Source organism: Nostoc parmelioides FACHB-3921, assembly GCF_014696625.1.
GTDB lineage: Bacteria > Cyanobacteriota > Cyanobacteriia > Cyanobacteriales > Nostocaceae > Trichormus > Trichormus parmelioides.
Genome location: NZ_JACJQL010000010.1, coordinates 50,504 through 65,806, shown reverse-complemented (window position 1 = coordinate 65,806; position 15,303 = coordinate 50,504). Strand labels below are relative to the sequence as shown.

At 41.5% G+C, this 15,303-nt stretch carries 13 protein-coding genes; 10 read left to right on the top strand and 3 right to left on the bottom strand.

Translation table 11 applies throughout. The annotated features are described in order from the left end of the window. The first annotated feature begins 88 nt into the window (after positions 1 to 88). Entirely contained in the window at positions 89 to 2,035 is a 1,947-nt protein-coding gene (locus tag H6G14_RS09345) for an APC family permease (protein ID WP_190567087.1), read from the top strand. Positions 2,036 to 2,089: 54 nt separating this feature from the next. Here H6G14_RS09345 and H6G14_RS09340 read toward each other — a convergent pair whose 3' ends face one another. Then, positions 2,090 to 2,287: a hypothetical protein gene (locus H6G14_RS09340; RefSeq protein ID WP_190567085.1), complete on the bottom strand. Its 198-nt coding sequence runs from the start codon at positions 2,285 to 2,287 to the stop codon at positions 2,090 to 2,092. 20 nt (positions 2,288 to 2,307) lie between these two features. On the opposite strand from H6G14_RS09340, the gene H6G14_RS09335 reads away from it, so the two are divergent. Then, positions 2,308 to 2,562, top strand: coding sequence for a hypothetical protein (locus H6G14_RS09335; protein ID WP_010997083.1), 255 nt, complete (start codon positions 2,308 to 2,310; stop codon positions 2,560 to 2,562). Continuing rightward, positions 2,563 to 3,795 (top strand): murein transglycosylase A, encoded by a 1,233-nt coding sequence (gene mltA, locus H6G14_RS09330; RefSeq protein ID WP_190567083.1) that lies wholly within the window; start codon positions 2,563 to 2,565, stop codon positions 3,793 to 3,795. A gap of 28 nt (positions 3,796 to 3,823) precedes the next feature. Here the strand turns inward: mltA and glsA are convergent, their stop codons facing one another. After that, positions 3,824 to 4,828: a glutaminase A gene (gene glsA, locus H6G14_RS09325; RefSeq protein WP_190567081.1), complete on the bottom strand. Its 1,005-nt coding sequence runs from the start codon at positions 4,826 to 4,828 to the stop codon at positions 3,824 to 3,826. Between the two features lie 825 nt (positions 4,829 to 5,653). Between glsA and H6G14_RS09320 the strand changes: the two genes are divergently transcribed. The 5 genes from H6G14_RS09320 to H6G14_RS09300 all read left to right on the top strand — a co-directional run bounded on the left by H6G14_RS09320 (position 5,654) and on the right by H6G14_RS09300 (position 11,695). Beyond that, entirely contained in the window at positions 5,654 to 6,769 is a 1,116-nt protein-coding gene (locus H6G14_RS09320; protein ID WP_190567079.1) for a septal ring lytic transglycosylase RlpA family protein, read from the top strand. 205 nt (positions 6,770 to 6,974) lie between these two features. Then, positions 6,975 to 8,579 carry a bifunctional pantoate--beta-alanine ligase/(d)CMP kinase gene (locus tag H6G14_RS09315; protein ID WP_190567078.1) on the top strand — a complete coding sequence of 535 codons (1,605 nt, stop codon included), beginning with the start codon at positions 6,975 to 6,977 and terminating at the stop codon, positions 8,577 to 8,579. Positions 8,580 to 9,301: 722 nt separating this feature from the next. Continuing rightward, positions 9,302 to 9,904 (top strand): superoxide dismutase [Fe], encoded by a 603-nt coding sequence (gene sodB / locus H6G14_RS09310; protein ID WP_190567075.1) that lies wholly within the window; start codon positions 9,302 to 9,304, stop codon positions 9,902 to 9,904. Positions 9,905 to 10,219: 315 nt separating this feature from the next. Further along, positions 10,220 to 10,426, top strand: a complete 207-nt coding sequence (locus tag H6G14_RS09305) for a hypothetical protein (RefSeq protein WP_011317816.1) — start codon at positions 10,220 to 10,222, stop codon at positions 10,424 to 10,426. Positions 10,427 to 11,008: 582 nt separating this feature from the next. Then, positions 11,009 to 11,695, top strand: coding sequence for a PHP domain-containing protein (locus H6G14_RS09300; RefSeq protein ID WP_190567073.1), 687 nt, complete (start codon positions 11,009 to 11,011; stop codon positions 11,693 to 11,695). A 266-nt stretch (positions 11,696 to 11,961) separates the two neighbouring features. On the opposite strand, the gene H6G14_RS09295 is transcribed toward H6G14_RS09300, so the two are convergent. Beyond that, on the bottom strand, positions 11,962 to 13,689 hold the full coding sequence (locus tag H6G14_RS09295; protein ID WP_190567071.1) for a peptidoglycan-binding protein: 1,728 nt from the start codon (positions 13,687 to 13,689) through the stop codon (positions 11,962 to 11,964). Positions 13,690 to 13,945: 256 nt separating this feature from the next. Here H6G14_RS09295 and H6G14_RS09290 point away from each other — a divergent pair, with 256 nt between their 5' ends. Beyond that, positions 13,946 to 14,545: a cytochrome b/b6 domain-containing protein gene (locus tag H6G14_RS09290; protein WP_190567069.1), complete on the top strand. Its 600-nt coding sequence runs from the start codon at positions 13,946 to 13,948 to the stop codon at positions 14,543 to 14,545. 25 nt (positions 14,546 to 14,570) lie between these two features. Beyond that, entirely contained in the window at positions 14,571 to 15,293 is a 723-nt protein-coding gene (locus H6G14_RS09285; RefSeq protein WP_190567067.1) for a molybdopterin-dependent oxidoreductase, read from the top strand. Positions 15,294 to 15,303: the final 10 nt, after the last annotated feature.

Genomic DNA, 15,303 nt, shown 5'->3' with positions numbered 1-15,303 from the left:
TTTTGGTTTAAAATTAGTTTTTCTACCACAAAGCTAAAGAAATACAAAGAAGACAATATTCTTTCTTATTGTAACAAAACTGTGTTTAATGGCTAAACTAATTATGTCTACGCAACGGCTCGGCAGACAGTTGATGGACTGGTTGCTCGAAGAAGACAGACGAGAAAAAGAAGGCCCTTATCGTAAGGAAGAAGCTCACCGCAAGCATTCCTGGTGGCGAGTCATGTGTTTGACTGGTGTAGATTATTTTTCTACCCTTGGTTATCAACCAGGTATTGCGGCACTAGCAGCCGGCGCTCTTTCTCCGATAGCGACGCTGATCTTAGTTCTGCTGACACTTTTTGGCGCATTACCAATCTATCGGCGCATTGCTAGCAAAAGTCCACATGGTGAAGGGTCTATTGCCATATTGGAGCATTTGCTTTCTTGGTGGCAAGGCAAATTACTCGTATTGTGCCTGCTCGGTTTTGTGGCGACAGACTTCATTATCACGATTACTCTTTCGGCGGCTGATGCTACAGCCCATATCATCGAAAATCCCCTTGTTCCGAATCTATTTCATAATCAAAGCATTCCCATCACTCTTGTACTAGTAGCATTACTAGGGGCAGTTTTTCTGAGAGGTTTTCGAGAAGCAATCGGTATAGCCGTCGTTTTGGTGAGCGTATATCTGCTGTTAAATTTAATTGTCATTGGCGTTGGCTTATATCAAGTTCTTATTTACCCATCAGCGATCGCTAATTGGCAAACGGCAATTTTTGCCCGTCACTCAAATTTTTTCGTCGTCATCGGCCTATCTATGTTGTTATTCCCCAGATTGGCACTGGGTTTATCAGGCTTTGAGACTGGTGTTACCGTTATGCCTCTGGTACAAGGTAGTAGCAGTGATACACCCCAACACCCTACAGGACGTATCCGCAATACCCGCAAGTTACTAACGGCGGCGGCGGTAATCATGAGTTTCTTTTTGCTTACCAGCAGCTTTGTCACAACTTTGTTGATTCCCGCAGCCGAATTTGCTACAGGCGGTAAAGCTAATGGACGCGCCTTAGCTTATCTAGCACATCTATATTTAGGTAATAGCTTTGGCACAATTTATGACCTCAGCACAATTTCCATTTTGTGGTTTGCTGGTGCATCCGCAATGGCGGGACTACTAAATATTGTGCCTCGCTACCTGCCACGTTACGGTATGGCTCCCAATTGGGCATTAGCAGCACGACCTTTAGTTTTAGTCTATACAGCGATCGCCTTTGTTGTCACAATTATCTTTCGCGCCAATGTGGAAGCCCAGGGGGGAGCTTACGCCACAGGTGTATTAGTTTTAATCAGTTCCGCCGCCTTTGCTGTCACTCTTTCTGCCCACCGTCAAAGATCCACAAAGGGCAAATTTATCTTCGGCAGCATTACCTTAGTATTTATATATACGACTATCGTCAATATTATTGAAAGGCCAGAGGGTATTAGAATCGCTGGTTTCTTCATCAGCGCCATCATTTTTACTTCCCTAGTTTCCCGCGTTTGGCGGTCAACCGAATTGCGAGTAGAGCAAATCGAAGTTGACGAACTGGCTCATCAATATATTGTTGAAGAAAGTCAAGGTGCAATCCGCCTCATTGCCAATCGATTAAATGATGGCGATGAGCAAGAGTATTTCCTCAAAGAGACAGAGGTACGTGAAGACAATCACATTCCACCCACTGATCCCATCCTGTTCTTAGAAATTATCGTCTCCGACGCTTCAGATTTCGCCGATGTCATCAAAGTCAAAGGTGTACAAGTCGGAGCGTACCGCATCCTCCGGGCAGAAAGTGCAGCCGTACCCAACGCCATTGCAGCTCTACTTCTATATATACGTGACCAAACAGATAAAATTCCTCATGCTTATTTCGGCTGGGTAGAAGGAAACCCCATCCAATATTTGCTGCGTTTTATCCTGTTTGGTGAAGGTGATATTGCTGTAGTCACCCGTGAAGTGTTGCGTCGCGCTGAAAAGAATCCCCACAGACGACCAGCCATTCATGTTGGTGGTTAAAAAGATAAGGGTGTAAGGGTGTGAGGGTGTAAGAATTTTTAACCCCTATAACCCCTATACCCCTATACCCCTATTTCCAAATTCCTGGGAACCGTCTCCAGTTGAGTAACCGTCATAGGCGTGAAGAAAAGAACCATCAGGAGTAATGTGTGATGAGTTTCTAATTTCCTTGTCTCCCCGAAAAGCAAATCTTGCTCCCGTATGCTTACCCTTTTCATTCTGGTGTAACGTGGTTAACAATAGGTTGAACATATTTTAAGGGATTCAACCTTATGCCTAGAACTCCAAACGAATACGCTGTACACATGATGCTGGAAAGTGGTCATCGAGAAGAAGTACGGTTTCCCACTATTCAGGAATTCCAAAAATGGTATAGTGGCGAACTAGTACCCAAATCTGGTTCTAGCGACTTTATTAGCGTACCCATCAAGAATATTCAAGGGGAGTATATGGTTGTGCGCCCTTCCCGGATTGTAGCGATCCGAGTAGAACCTGTTTTTAGTTCTAGTGTTGAAAGATTCAACTAAATGATAAGAAAAACCCTTGCTTTGTTTTCCTTGAGTCTGGGAATTGCTTTGGTAAATCCGATCGCAGTAGCCCAGGTGATTGATGTCCCGTCACCACTCCCTAGCAATCCTCAACTACCGTCGCCTGTAACTCGAACTCCCCTGAAACTTGTAGAAATTGGTAACAACTGTGTTACCCAAAATCCTTGTTTGGGTTTCGATGAGCAAATTTTTGGTGTAGGTAGAGCCAGTGACCGCAAAGCGCTATTAGCAGCCATAGACAACAGTTTGCGTTACTTACAAACGAATACCGCCAAACGAATTTATCAGAATTATCCAGTCAGAGGAATTACTCTGAGTCGTGTACGGCGGAGTTTGTTACGTTTCCGTCAATTAGTTGTCAATTCTAGAACTCCCGCCCAGTTGCAAGCTGCGGTGCGACGAGAGTTTGCTTTTTACCAGTCTGTAGGTAATGACGGCAAGGGTACTGTTAAGTTTACTTCCTACTATCAACCAGTTTATAGAGCTAGTCGTGTCAGAACTTCTGTATATAAATATCCTCTATATCGCTTACCATCTAACTTCAGGCAATGGTCTAAACCACACCCAACAAGATTAGAACTGGAAGGTGAAGACGGTTTACAAGGGCATACAGGTCTATTGCGTGGCTCAGAATTGCTCTGGTTTAGCGATCGCCTAGATGCGTACTTGGTACAAATTCAAGGTTCTGCCCAAATTCAGTTAACTAATGGACAGCGAACGGCGATCGGCTATGCAGGCGGAACCGATTACCCTTGGACTAGTATTGGGCGAGAACTGGCCAAAGATGGCAAACTTCCCTTATCGGGGATGACACTACCAAAAATGATCAGTTTCTTCCGCCAACAACCAGAGGAGTTAAATAACTACTTACCACGTTGGGAAAGATTTGTTTTCTTCCAAGAAACTGGTAGTAGGCCAGCTACTGGTAGTATCAATGTACCAGTAACAGCAGAACGTTCCATTGCCACAGACAAATCTTTAATGCCTCCGGGCGCACTAGCACTTGTTCATACTTCTATTCCCTTTCCCGTAGCTGGCGGAAGAATGGAGTATCGCACTGTCAGCCGCTATGTATTAGATCAAGATACCGGTAATGCCATCAAAGGCCCAGGAAGAGTAGATTACTTCATGGGAACTGGGAAACAAGCAGGCGATCGCGCAGGTGTTACAGGTGGTCATGGTTCACTCTATTATTTGTTGTTGAGGAAATAGACCAAAAAACAGGGAGTAGGGGAACAACTCAACACTCACAATTCCCTACTCCCCATTTTCCATTCTCCACTTTCACACATTCAAATAGATGTAAGCCCAACTGCTGAGAAAGTTCTTCACACACCTTCACTCCTCGCACACTGTTACCTCGAATATCTAAAGGTGGAGAAAACACAGCAATTCCCATCTGATTGGGGACAACTGCCATAATGCCCCCACAAACACCGCTTTTTGCCGGAATACCGACTTTATAAGCCCACTCTCCCGCAAAGTTGTACATCCCACAGGTGTACATAACGCTGAGGATATCTTTTATATATCTACTATTTACCGCTTGTTCTCCTGTGACTGGGTTCACCCCCCTGTTTGCCAAGGTAGCAGCCATCACGGCCAGGTCGTGACAGTTAACCATCACAGCACATTGCTGAAAATATAGGTCTAATGCTTCTTCTATATTTCTATCTATCATGCCAAAGTTGAGCATGAGATGTGCCATCGCCCGATTACGGTGTCCTGTACTGCGTTCGGAAGTAAATACGGAAATATCAACGAACACATCATGGCCGATGTATCGGCGAAACATTTCCAGCACTCGATTTAGGCGTTCTGTTGCCCCAGCACCTTTGATTAAACTAGTGGTGGCGATCGCCCCAGCATTTACCATTGGGTTATAAGGCCGCTTCGACTGCTCATCTAAAATAATCGAGTTAAATGCTTCACCTGTTGGTTCTACACCAACCCTAGTTAACACATAATCCCGTCCATGATCTTCTAACGCTAGTCCGTAGGCGAAAACTTTAGAAATAGACTGGATAGTAAATAGTTGTTGATAATCTCCTACCTGATAAACCTGACCGTCCACTGTAACGATGGAAATACTAAACAGGTCTGGATTAACTTTAGCCAGTTCTGGTATGTAGTTCGCTACTATCCCTTCTTTGAGTGACTTGTATTTAGAATGCAAATCGTTAATCACCGTTAATAGGGGAGAGGGACGTATTTCTAAATCTCCTTGATTGGCTTGATCGCTCATCAGCTAATAGCTTGCTCTCAAAAATTGCGTTTTATTAAGTAATTTGGGGCTTTTGGAGTAAAAGTTATATTTTATACATTAATAAAATTTTCTACTCAAACTAACGCCCAGTTTTTCATTATCTCACTATATAATTCAGGTTTTACTTAAAAATAAATAAGCTACAAAAGTAGGCAGTTTTTTTTACTTAGCTTTACTGTGGTCAATTGTCATCAGCATCACGTTTTTTTACTAATTTGAGAGTAGTATTACATATCTATGTATCATAAAAATTAGCTGAGGATAAATACTCATTAGTGTTCGCCCCTAAAATATTTATCTCTGTAAGTATTGACATATATCAGGTGTAAGCTAATATAAAGGGAATATAAACATAGTTTAACTCAGTAGGTTTAACATTACTTTTTTGTACTATAATTGATTATTATAAATTTCATCAGATAATATAATAAGTATAAATTCATACATAAAGTATAGTCAAAAGTCCTGCTATCTGCGGGAACTTTTAGAGCAATTTTTAGCCAAGAAATTGTTAAGTTTTGTTAAGAAAACCTTGGTAGATCGAAAAAAACGCTACATGGGCAAAATCCGCATTTGAACAAGGTTTCAAGCTTATTATCCGAAAACAAATTTGGGAAAAGCGCCAATTCCTACGATAAAACCCTGATCCCCAACGCCAGAAGTTCATGTTAGTCTGATGCGAGTTATAAAACGGAAAGTGAAAGCGGAACGAGTTTGCATTTTTAGGAGTTGCCACTAAAAGTGAAGCAAATTCTTATGAGTTAAAAAAACTGCTGTTCTACAGTCGCTTTAAAAATCGGACGCATGAATCAAAGACATTTGTGGACTATTGTTGCCCTATCTGTAACTGTTTTGGGTACGCCCGCAGTCGGTCGGACTCAAACTACTAAAGCTACAGCACCAGCTGAGCAAATTCTAGCTAGTGATGTAGTCAAGGTAGGAGAGTTTCAATCATCAGAAGGGAAAAGAACCTCGGATGCTGTGATTACGAGCATTCATCCCCATAACCTTGGAGGTCGTAGGGCGGCAACCCTATTTATTCGGAAAATTCCAGTTCTCACCTTTGTAAGTTCTAACCCAGTTGCCAGCGTGGAGACAAAAGTAGGAGCAATTGGAGACACAAAGGGCGTGCAATCGTACGCCCTTAATACTGAGAAATCAGTTCAGGTGGCAAGTCTGGGGAATTTAGCGGATGCCAGAATCCAGAACCGTTCGCAAAATGACGATCCAGTTAAAAGAGCTAGTTCGGTAGCAGCAAAAATCAACCAGCTCATCAGGAATAATGTCAAAGCTGACCAGATTACCGTAAGTTGGAAGGGTGCAGACTCTTCATTAGTTGCCTCTCAATCTCAAAATAAAAGTTCTTCCAGTCAGCAAAAATTAGAGCGTTACACCATCAAAGTCAATAATCAAGAATTGGTGGAAATTAATCAAAACACAAGGCTAGCAGATTCCACCAATAATCTTGCTAACGATGCGCTGCAAGCAACTAATCGTCTGCGGAGACTTTTAGGTAATGCTTCACCTCTCAAAGAAATCGCTAATTTACCAGCACGCTCACCAAAGCGTTCCTCAAACCCAATAGCAAATCTGCCGCAGCGAATTGCTAGCGGTATCAGACTCACTTTCCAAGGGATAGCTTCCTTTTATGGACACGGAGACGGGTTTGCTGGCAGACCAACTGCTACTGGTGAGAGATTTAATCCAGAAGCCATGACTGCTGCTCATCGTAGCTTACCTTTCGGCACAAGAGTTCGTGTTACCAATACCCGCAACGGTCGTTCTGTAGTGGTGCGTATCAACGACCGGGGGCCATTTTCTCGTGGCCGAGTGATTGATTTATCCACAGGTGCAGCCAGAGTGATAGGAATGATCGGCAGTGGTGTTGCACCAGTAAGGATTGAAGTTTTGGGAAGATAGGGATTAGCGTCTGGGGACTGGGGACTAGCAACCAGCAATAAAAGAAAAGCACAAGCCAGAAAAATCAGAAAAGCATATATCCAACCCCCAGTACCCAATTCCTCATACCCAAACCCCAATTCCTCTAGTTCACTCATCTCTTACCCCTATTTCAGATATAAACTAACGGGGGAGAGGTTCAATGAAGAACTAGGGGTATTTTTTTGTGCGCCTGTTGACAACAGTTGCGGCTTTACGCTGCTTTTTAAATAAATGTCGCTGGGAAAGTCAGCTGACAGCATCAGAAGAACAGATACTAGATAGTATGACTAGCTGGTATCAGACTGCAATTGGCCTCGTGCCAACAATGGGGAGTTTACATCAAGGCCACTTGAGCCTGATTGAACGGGCGCGGCACGAAAACTCTACTGTAATTGTGAGTATTTTTATCAATCCTCTGCAATTTGCCCCGAATGAGGATTATGGAAAATATCCCCGCACTTTAGAACAAGACCGACAATTGTGCGAGCAGGCGGGAGTTGATGCGATTTTTGCCCCTTCTCCGGAAGAATTAGGCATACCCCAGAAAAATATACAAGAATCTCAAGTTACACAAGTAATCCCTCCATCTGTTATGATATCTGGCTTGTGTGGTCATTCTCGGTTAGGTCACTTTCAGGGTGTGGCGACGATTGTGACCAAGCTTTTGAACTTGGTACAACCTGACCGAGCTTATTTTGGTCAAAAAGATGGTCAGCAGTTAGCTGTGATTAAACGGCTGGTGGCTGACTTAAATTTGCCTGTAGAAATTGTTGCTTGTCCCACTGTGCGAGAAGCATCGGGTTTAGCCTGTAGCTCTCGCAACCAGTATTTAACTGCTCCAGAAAAACAGCAAGCAGCAGTATTGTATCGTGGCTTGCTGCAAGCTGAGGCTGCATTTAAGGCAGGTGTCCGCTATAGCAGTAGGTTGCGAGAAGTGGTACGGCAGGAATTAGCCAAGGTTAGTAGTGTTTTAGTGGAATATATAGAATTGGTTGAACCGACTACGTTAATGCCATTAGATAAAATTCAGGAGGAAGGAATGCTGGCGATCGCTGCTCGTCTTGGCTCTACACGTTTGATTGACAATACCATTTTGCGCGATCGCCAACCTATCATCGCTATTGATGGGCCAGCCGGTGCGGGAAAATCCACCGTGGCTCGTCAAGTAGCAACTAAACTCGGTCTAGTGTATCTAGATACAGGAGCGATGTATCGTGCTGTGACTTGGTTAGTGCTACAACAGGGTATTGCCATTGACGATGATTGTGCGATCGCTGAATTAGCCAACAAGTGTAAAATCGAGCTGACTCCTAGCCAAGATTTACAATCTCCGGTGCGTGTTTGGATTAATGATACTGATGTTACCCAGGATATTCGCACGATTGAGGTGACTTCTCAAGTATCGGCGATCGCTGCTCAAGCTGCTGTACGTGAAGCACTAGTAAAGCAACAACAACGCTGGGGTAAACGCGGCGGACTGGTAGCTGAAGGTAGAGATATTGGTACTCATGTATTTCCTGACGCTGAAGTAAAAATCTTTTTAACCGCCTCCGTGAGTGAACGCGCTCGTCGTCGCCAGCAAGACTTTCAAAAACAAGGTCAACCAGAAGTAAGTCTAGAACAGCTAGAAAAAGATATTGCTGAACGCGATTGGAAAGATAGCACTCGCAAAGTTTCCCCTCTACAAAAAGCAGCAGATGCAGTTGAACTGCACACAGATGGACTCAGCATATCGGATGTTGCTAGCCAAATTGTTGATTACTACCAACAACGCTTGTCTCAATGGTAGTGATTGTCAACTGTTGTTAGTTCTAAATTTTTCAACTTATTAGGGAGTAGGTGATACAACACTGACTCCCTATTTTTATGCCACTATCCATGCCAAGTATCCACTCTGGTTAGTCATTGGCCAACCAGACGACTGATAAAATCTTCAGCTATAAGGAGGCGGGGCTTTTTGATATCTAATCTCAGATTCATTACAAAAACCCTTTACAGCCTTTTATTTTTATGATAAATCGATACTAGTAGTGAACATTTTAAAGTAGTTAAAAAATAATTCATCTAACTTTAGATAGATTAGAAAATTATTTAATCCTATTTCTAAAGACGGGAATTTTTGAAATTAGGAGATATCTAAATATCATCTTGTACCCCACATTGTTAATAAGATGAGTTATGAAGCTATAAGCTTAGTAGCCCCTTTGCGGAGAGATGGAGGCGAAAGCTTAAAAGTCTTATGCTATTCATCAATAATTCTCATACTGACAGACTTTAATCAAGATTGACATCAAATGTATTAGCCGTGTTTATTTCTAGTCATTGATCGACCGGATTTTGACTTATTAAAAAACTACTTTGTCCGAATCTTCACTTTGGTAGTAGAATGACGATGTTAAGTTTTATATCCCAGGATTTAAGGATATAAAACTAGTCAGCACCAAACCTGTAATTTCCCAGGCTGCTGCAATAGCTTTTAAATGGAAACTGGTAAAGAGAGGACTTCACAAAATGGCATTTGTACAGGAACCACTACCCTACGACTTTAATGCTTTAGAGCAGTATGGCATGAAAGGTGAAACCTTTGAGTATCACTACGGCAAACATCACAAAGCTTATGTAGATAATCTGAACAAGCTTACCGATGGTACAGAATTGGCTGATAAATCCTTAGAAGAAGTCATCCAAATTTCCTTTAAGGATGCCTCTAAAGCTGGAATCTTTAACAACGCTGCTCAAGTGTGGAATCACACCTTCTTCTGGAATTCATTAAAGCCCGCAGGTGGCGGTGCGCCTACAGGTGAATTTGCAGCCAAAATTAACCAAGACTTTGGTAGCTTCGACAAATTGAAAGAAGAATTTTCCAACGCTGCTGCAACTCAGTTCGGTAGCGGATGGGCTTGGCTAATTGATGATAACGGTACACTGAAAGTAACTAAAACTCCAAATGCCGAAAATCCCCTGGCTCATGGACAAAAAGCACTCTTAACCTTGGATGTGTGGGAACACGCCTACTACATCGACTTCAGAAATGCTCGCCCAGCTTTTATCAAGAACTACTTAGATAACTTGGTTAACTGGGACTTTGCTGCGGCGAATTATGCTAAAGCTTAGTTGTCCAGTCAGATGAGGTCTGTTGGTGAATTTCTCCAGCAGCAATAATTAATCTTTTCTTCAACAAAACAAGCAGTCACGATTTCATCGTGGCTGCTTTGCTCTCTAGTTATTTGCCAGTTCCTACAGGAGGAAGTTTGCAGAGCGGGTCGCAGACAAAGCAGGAGTTATAAACACTATGATGCTTGAGTTTATTTTTTGTCTTCTGTTCCTCACTTACTCGCAAACTGGTGTATTTTCTGTAGGAGTAGATTTTGAATTTTCAATTAGTATTACATATCCTAAAAGTAGTGGGACAATCAACACCAGAAATATATGGATAGCAAACAATTGGCTCAATACATGGAATCCACTGATAGCATTGCTAAACCTTGGCTATTGGTGCAACTACGCTTGAAAAAATTACAAGAACACCGAGATACTATTCCCGAAAATGTCTATGCTGAGGAATTAGCAGATATTCACCAAGATTTAATGAATTTGGGTGAATGGTGGCGTGGTGTGGAAGATGAGGTTTTTTGATGAGTCAGTCCTGTGAGGGAGAGGAAAATATCCTTTCAGGTTTTGCAGGATAGTAAGAATGGTTTTTTGAGTTTGGTCACGCTGTACTAGTATTCTGCCACGGGAGTATTTACAGATAAGCGTGTTATTAGTAAGCACTTTAGTGCTTAAATGCTTAAGTACTAAAGTGCTTACTATAAATTTAGTAAACTTTTGCTGTTGACTACTCCAGAAATCACAACATATTTCAGCTTTTTGTAGATTTACAATATCATGAAATTAAGTTGTATTTGATACAAATTTAAAAAACGGCTCCTGTGTGATCAAGCTGCGATCGCTCTATAAAATAGATTATTTAACGATTATTTATCTGAATATTTACCTAAGTACGCAAATAGTATTTATAGCAATATTCGTCACTGCTACTTATGAAGGCAATTGGAAATACTCATGACCAGAAGCATTGAGATTTGCTAACGTAGTCTTAACATATTGAAAAATTTCTGCTAATTGGCACTAATCTAACGTGCTAAGTATTTCTCTTTTATTTAAGTGTGGTGTGTTGGTCTGTGAGAAATCGAGTATTTTTATTCAGAGGGGGTTATGGTTATAAATTTTGCTCGAACATCTGCTTCCACCGAACTATTAAAGCAAGTATTTCAGACAATTGATGCTCAAAGTTGTCCGAAGTTATTTAACTTTCATATGCACACTGTTTATTCGGATGGCAGATTACAGCCAAGTGTGTTGATGGAGCAGGCGATCGCTATTGGACTACAAGGTTTTGCCATCACTGATCATCATACTGTAGGTGGGTATGAGGCAGCGCAAGCTTGGTTAGAAAACTGGAAATGGAACAATCCTGGTGTAACAACTCCTCACCTGTGGAGTGGTGTAGAAATTAATGCCAATTTGTTGGATGTAGAGGTTCACATTTTGGCTTATGCTTTCCAACCAGAACATTCTAGTCTGAAACCTTATCTGCAAAGAAAGATAACAACCGATAGAGAATATCAAGCAGGTAACGTAATTGAGGCTATTCATGCAGCCGGAGGGATAGCGGTATTGGCGCATCCAGCACGTTATCGAAAATCTCACTTTGATTTGATTCCGGCGGCGGCGGAATATGGGATTGATGGTGTAGAAACATATTACGCCTACAACAACCCCAACCCTTGGAAGCCCAGTGTGATTGAATCGGAGCAAATACAAAATCTAGCCCAAGAGTATGGCATTTTCAATACTTGCGGTACTGATACCCACGGTTTAAGCTTACTCCAACGGTTATAAAGATGCGTTCCGCTTGCAGAAAACTCCTGGTGTCAACAGCCAGGGGCGACTAATCACAAGTGGGATGGTGAATATTCAAGTGACTGATGAATGCGATCGCTATATCTAAGATACCGCGTTGCTCAAATACTCGACAGCAAACGCAAGCATCAGAAAATTCCAAATTAATACAGCGTTAACGTTTCATGGGTAGATTTATTTACGTCACGCTGTACCTCATACTGATAAAAGTTGCTGTAGATAGCATTTTAGGAACGACAAACTTCCTAATCTTGAAAAATCATGATATTACCAGAATAACAAGCTACCCAGACTTCTCTAGTTTCTGGATCGTAAGTAATGCCGATAGGATCAGGTTCAACTTTGACTTTTTGTAATACCTTCATGTCACTAGTCCGAACCTTACTAACCGTATCTTCACCGTAGTTCACAACATACAGTGTTTGACCATTAGCTGATAAAACCATACTACGGGGAGCATTACCTGTAGCGATTTTCTTGACTAAATTACCTTGAGGCAAGCTGATTTTAGCAATTTTGCCTTCACCATTTAAAGAAGCATAAAGATATTTACCCGCAGGATCAATATTCAAGTGACGCGGTGAACTACCAATGTTCCGCAGCCACTGTACAGAAAAATCCCTCAGGTTAACTTTAGCAATGTTGTAAGACCCCATAACAGCAACGTAGGCTGTTTCAGAAGCTGCATCGACAACAATTCCGCGAGGATAAGGGCCTAATTTAATCCGTTTGATTTCTTTATTTTGATTAATATCTACTACACTCAAATCCCAAGAACACCAGTTGCTTACTAGTATTAGGTTTTCATCGGTAGAAGTAGCCACAAATTTCGGTACAGAACCAACTGGAATAACTCTATCTATCTTGAGAGTTTCTGTATTGATGCGATATAAAAAACTCTTGTCAGTTTTTTGAGATGGATGACATTTATCACTACCGGGGTTATTAAAACCAGGCCCGTACATTTGATAGTTAGATATCCAAGCATACTTGCCATTATGAGAAAAACTAGCTTCAACTGGAGCGCCTCGATACTTACCCTTGAAGCGAGAATGACCATATTTAGATAAATCTACTTCATCGGGGATAACTTTCACTAAATCATAGTTGCGGTCATATACAGTAATTGTGTGGTTGTACATCATATTTTGGGCAAAGAATAAACCATTACCCGAATAAACCACTGATTTAGGAGAAATTTTCCCAGAAATAGTTTTGATGAGCCGCATTTTTTGTGAGGAACTGGGAGGTGCGGCTGATTGGGGTGCTATTTCTACCGGATTCTGTGGCTTTTGTGGCTGCTGTGCCAAAAAAGGTTCGAGGGTAGTTTTTTGAGGTAACGAAGCCGCTAATTTCCTAGAACTTGATGTCAAAACTGATGATGTCCGTGGGCCGACAATGCCATCAGCAACGAGCTGATTGGCTTGTTGAAATTGAATTACAGCCTCGTGGGTTGCGGCATCAAAATTTCCAGTAATCGCTCCTTGATAGTATCCATCAGCTTGCAGTTTTTCTTGCAAAGACATGACTCTATCGCTAATATCACCCCGTTTGAGAGAAGATTTAGACGTAGGTATTGGGGGAGTGGTGATACTAGATTCTGATACACCCACAGTAGATTCTAAAGCTGCCAAGGTTGCTGCCCCAACAATTCCATCAGCCTTTAAACCATTAGCTTGTTGAAATCTCTTCACAGCTGCTTCAGTAACAGAACCAAAATATCCTGTAGCGGCTTGTGGAAAATATCCGCTTGCTCGCAACTTTTGTTGGAGTGATGCTACCTGAGGGTTTCTGTGACCTTTTTTCAAAGCAGCCGCAGCAGGAAGACACCAATTTAAAGAACCCATTGCAAAAGAAGCCACCAACATTAAAGCGCCGCTTTGGTTCTTTGTCCAAGATATTTCTGGGGAAGATTCATCTGTGGTAGATGTTTCATAAGTCTCAGCCAAATGCAAATAAGCAAGTGTGTCCATAATTCAGGGAATCACTAAGACCTGGTAGATTTAGTAAAAATTATAACTCATTGCATCAATTGTACTGACAAAATTCCGGCTTGCTGATGACCAATTTGCTGATATGCTATGTATAAATTGCTGTGGATAAGTAGGATGAGTGCGATCGCCACTATTAGTTGCAGTCAGTTCTAGTCAATGAATAGCTTCAGAATAATGAACTGAATCTTCAGCTTCCAGAGCCTGGTAAGGCATAGATTTTTTATTCTCGTTATTTATGACTGTGACAATTCCTTCCAAAAAACGCAAATTACCCACTCAAGCTATAGGTGCTAAGATTTTCCACTCTGTTAATATCGTTAGCTTATTCCTCATGCTTACCAGTGGACTGCAAATTTACAACGCCAATCCCGTTTTTGGTGGACGCGCCGGCTTACACATTCCGCCAATATTTACCTTAGGTGGGTGGTTAGCTGGAGGTAGACATTGGCATTTTGCAGCTATGTGGTTATTCTCTTTAAATCTTTTGTGGTACGGATTTTATATATTATTTACTCAACGCTGGCGACATCGATTTGTAGGTGCTAATGACATCAAAGCATTGCAAAAAAGCCAAAATAATAAACGTTTAATATACGCCTGGCATCGCATTATCTACACATCGATAATTCCCATATTGCTGCTAGCGCTACTAACTGGTATAGGTATGTATAAACCTGCTCAATTCCCTTGGATTGTCGATATGTTCGGTAATTGGCAAAGTCTAAGAATTGTTCATTTTGCCTCAGTACCGATGGTAATTATATTTGTTATAGTCCACTCTTTATTAGGACGTAAAGCTGGTGGTGAAGAATTAACAGAGTCGATGTTTTGGTAAAATATAATTAATTGGTCTTGAAAATATGGGTTTAATTCACATACGCCGCCCACAATTAACGCGCCGACAATTTCTGCATATTTCTGGGATATCAAGTGTAAGTCTGCTATTAGGGGGTTGTGGCACACCAGCTTTAGAAGATTTGGTGGGTACAGTTTCTCAACCATTAAACCAAAAAGTAGAAAAGTTAATATTTAATCCTCAAAAGTTAGTACCAGAATTTTCCCCAAGTGAAATCCAACCAGAAGCATTAATAGTTAATAGCTTTCGTTATACACCGATTATTGATGTCGATAAATATCGTTTAATCGTGGACGGGGAAGTTAATCATCCTTTAAACATGAGTATGGCAGAAATCCAAAACTTGCCCTTGACTTCCATGATTATACGCCATATTTGCGTGGAAGGTTGGGCGGCGATCGTGCAGTGGGGTGGTGTACAGCTAAGAGAAATTATTGCCCTCGCGCAACCAAAAGAAAATGTGCAGTATGTTTATTTCAAATCTGCTGATGGTTATTACGAAAGTTGGGATATTGCTTCTGCTTTGCATCCCCAAACATTATTAGCTTATGAAAAAAATGGAGAATCTTTACCTATTGATAATGGTGCGCCTTTACGTTTAGCTGCACCAATTAAGCTTGGTTATAAGCAGAGTAAATGGGTAACTCAGATTACTCTGGCTAGTCATTTATCAATATTTAAAGGTTATTGGGAAGACCAGGGTTATGAATGGTTTGCAGGAATTTAAATTTTCTATT

Coding starts and splice junctions, on each gene's coding strand:
- H6G14_RS09320 (WP_190567079.1), top strand. CDS start 5,654: ATGAATCAAAGACATTTGTGGACTATTGTTGCCCTATCTGTAACTGTT.
- H6G14_RS09340 (WP_190567085.1), bottom strand. CDS start 2,287: ATGTTCAACCTATTGTTAACCACGTTACACCAGAATGAAAAGGGTAAG.
- mltA (WP_190567083.1), top strand. CDS start 2,563: ATGATAAGAAAAACCCTTGCTTTGTTTTCCTTGAGTCTGGGAATTGCT.
- H6G14_RS09305 (WP_011317816.1), top strand. CDS start 10,220: ATGGATAGCAAACAATTGGCTCAATACATGGAATCCACTGATAGCATT.
- H6G14_RS09290 (WP_190567069.1), top strand. CDS start 13,946: ATGACTGTGACAATTCCTTCCAAAAAACGCAAATTACCCACTCAAGCT.
- H6G14_RS09300 (WP_190567073.1), top strand. CDS start 11,009: ATGGTTATAAATTTTGCTCGAACATCTGCTTCCACCGAACTATTAAAG.
- glsA (WP_190567081.1), bottom strand. CDS start 4,828: ATGAGCGATCAAGCCAATCAAGGAGATTTAGAAATACGTCCCTCTCCC.
- H6G14_RS09285 (WP_190567067.1), top strand. CDS start 14,571: ATGGGTTTAATTCACATACGCCGCCCACAATTAACGCGCCGACAATTT.
- H6G14_RS09345 (WP_190567087.1), top strand. CDS start 89: ATGGCTAAACTAATTATGTCTACGCAACGGCTCGGCAGACAGTTGATG.
- H6G14_RS09335 (WP_010997083.1), top strand. CDS start 2,308: ATGCCTAGAACTCCAAACGAATACGCTGTACACATGATGCTGGAAAGT.
- sodB (WP_190567075.1), top strand. CDS start 9,302: ATGGCATTTGTACAGGAACCACTACCCTACGACTTTAATGCTTTAGAG.
- H6G14_RS09295 (WP_190567071.1), bottom strand. CDS start 13,689: ATGGACACACTTGCTTATTTGCATTTGGCTGAGACTTATGAAACATCT.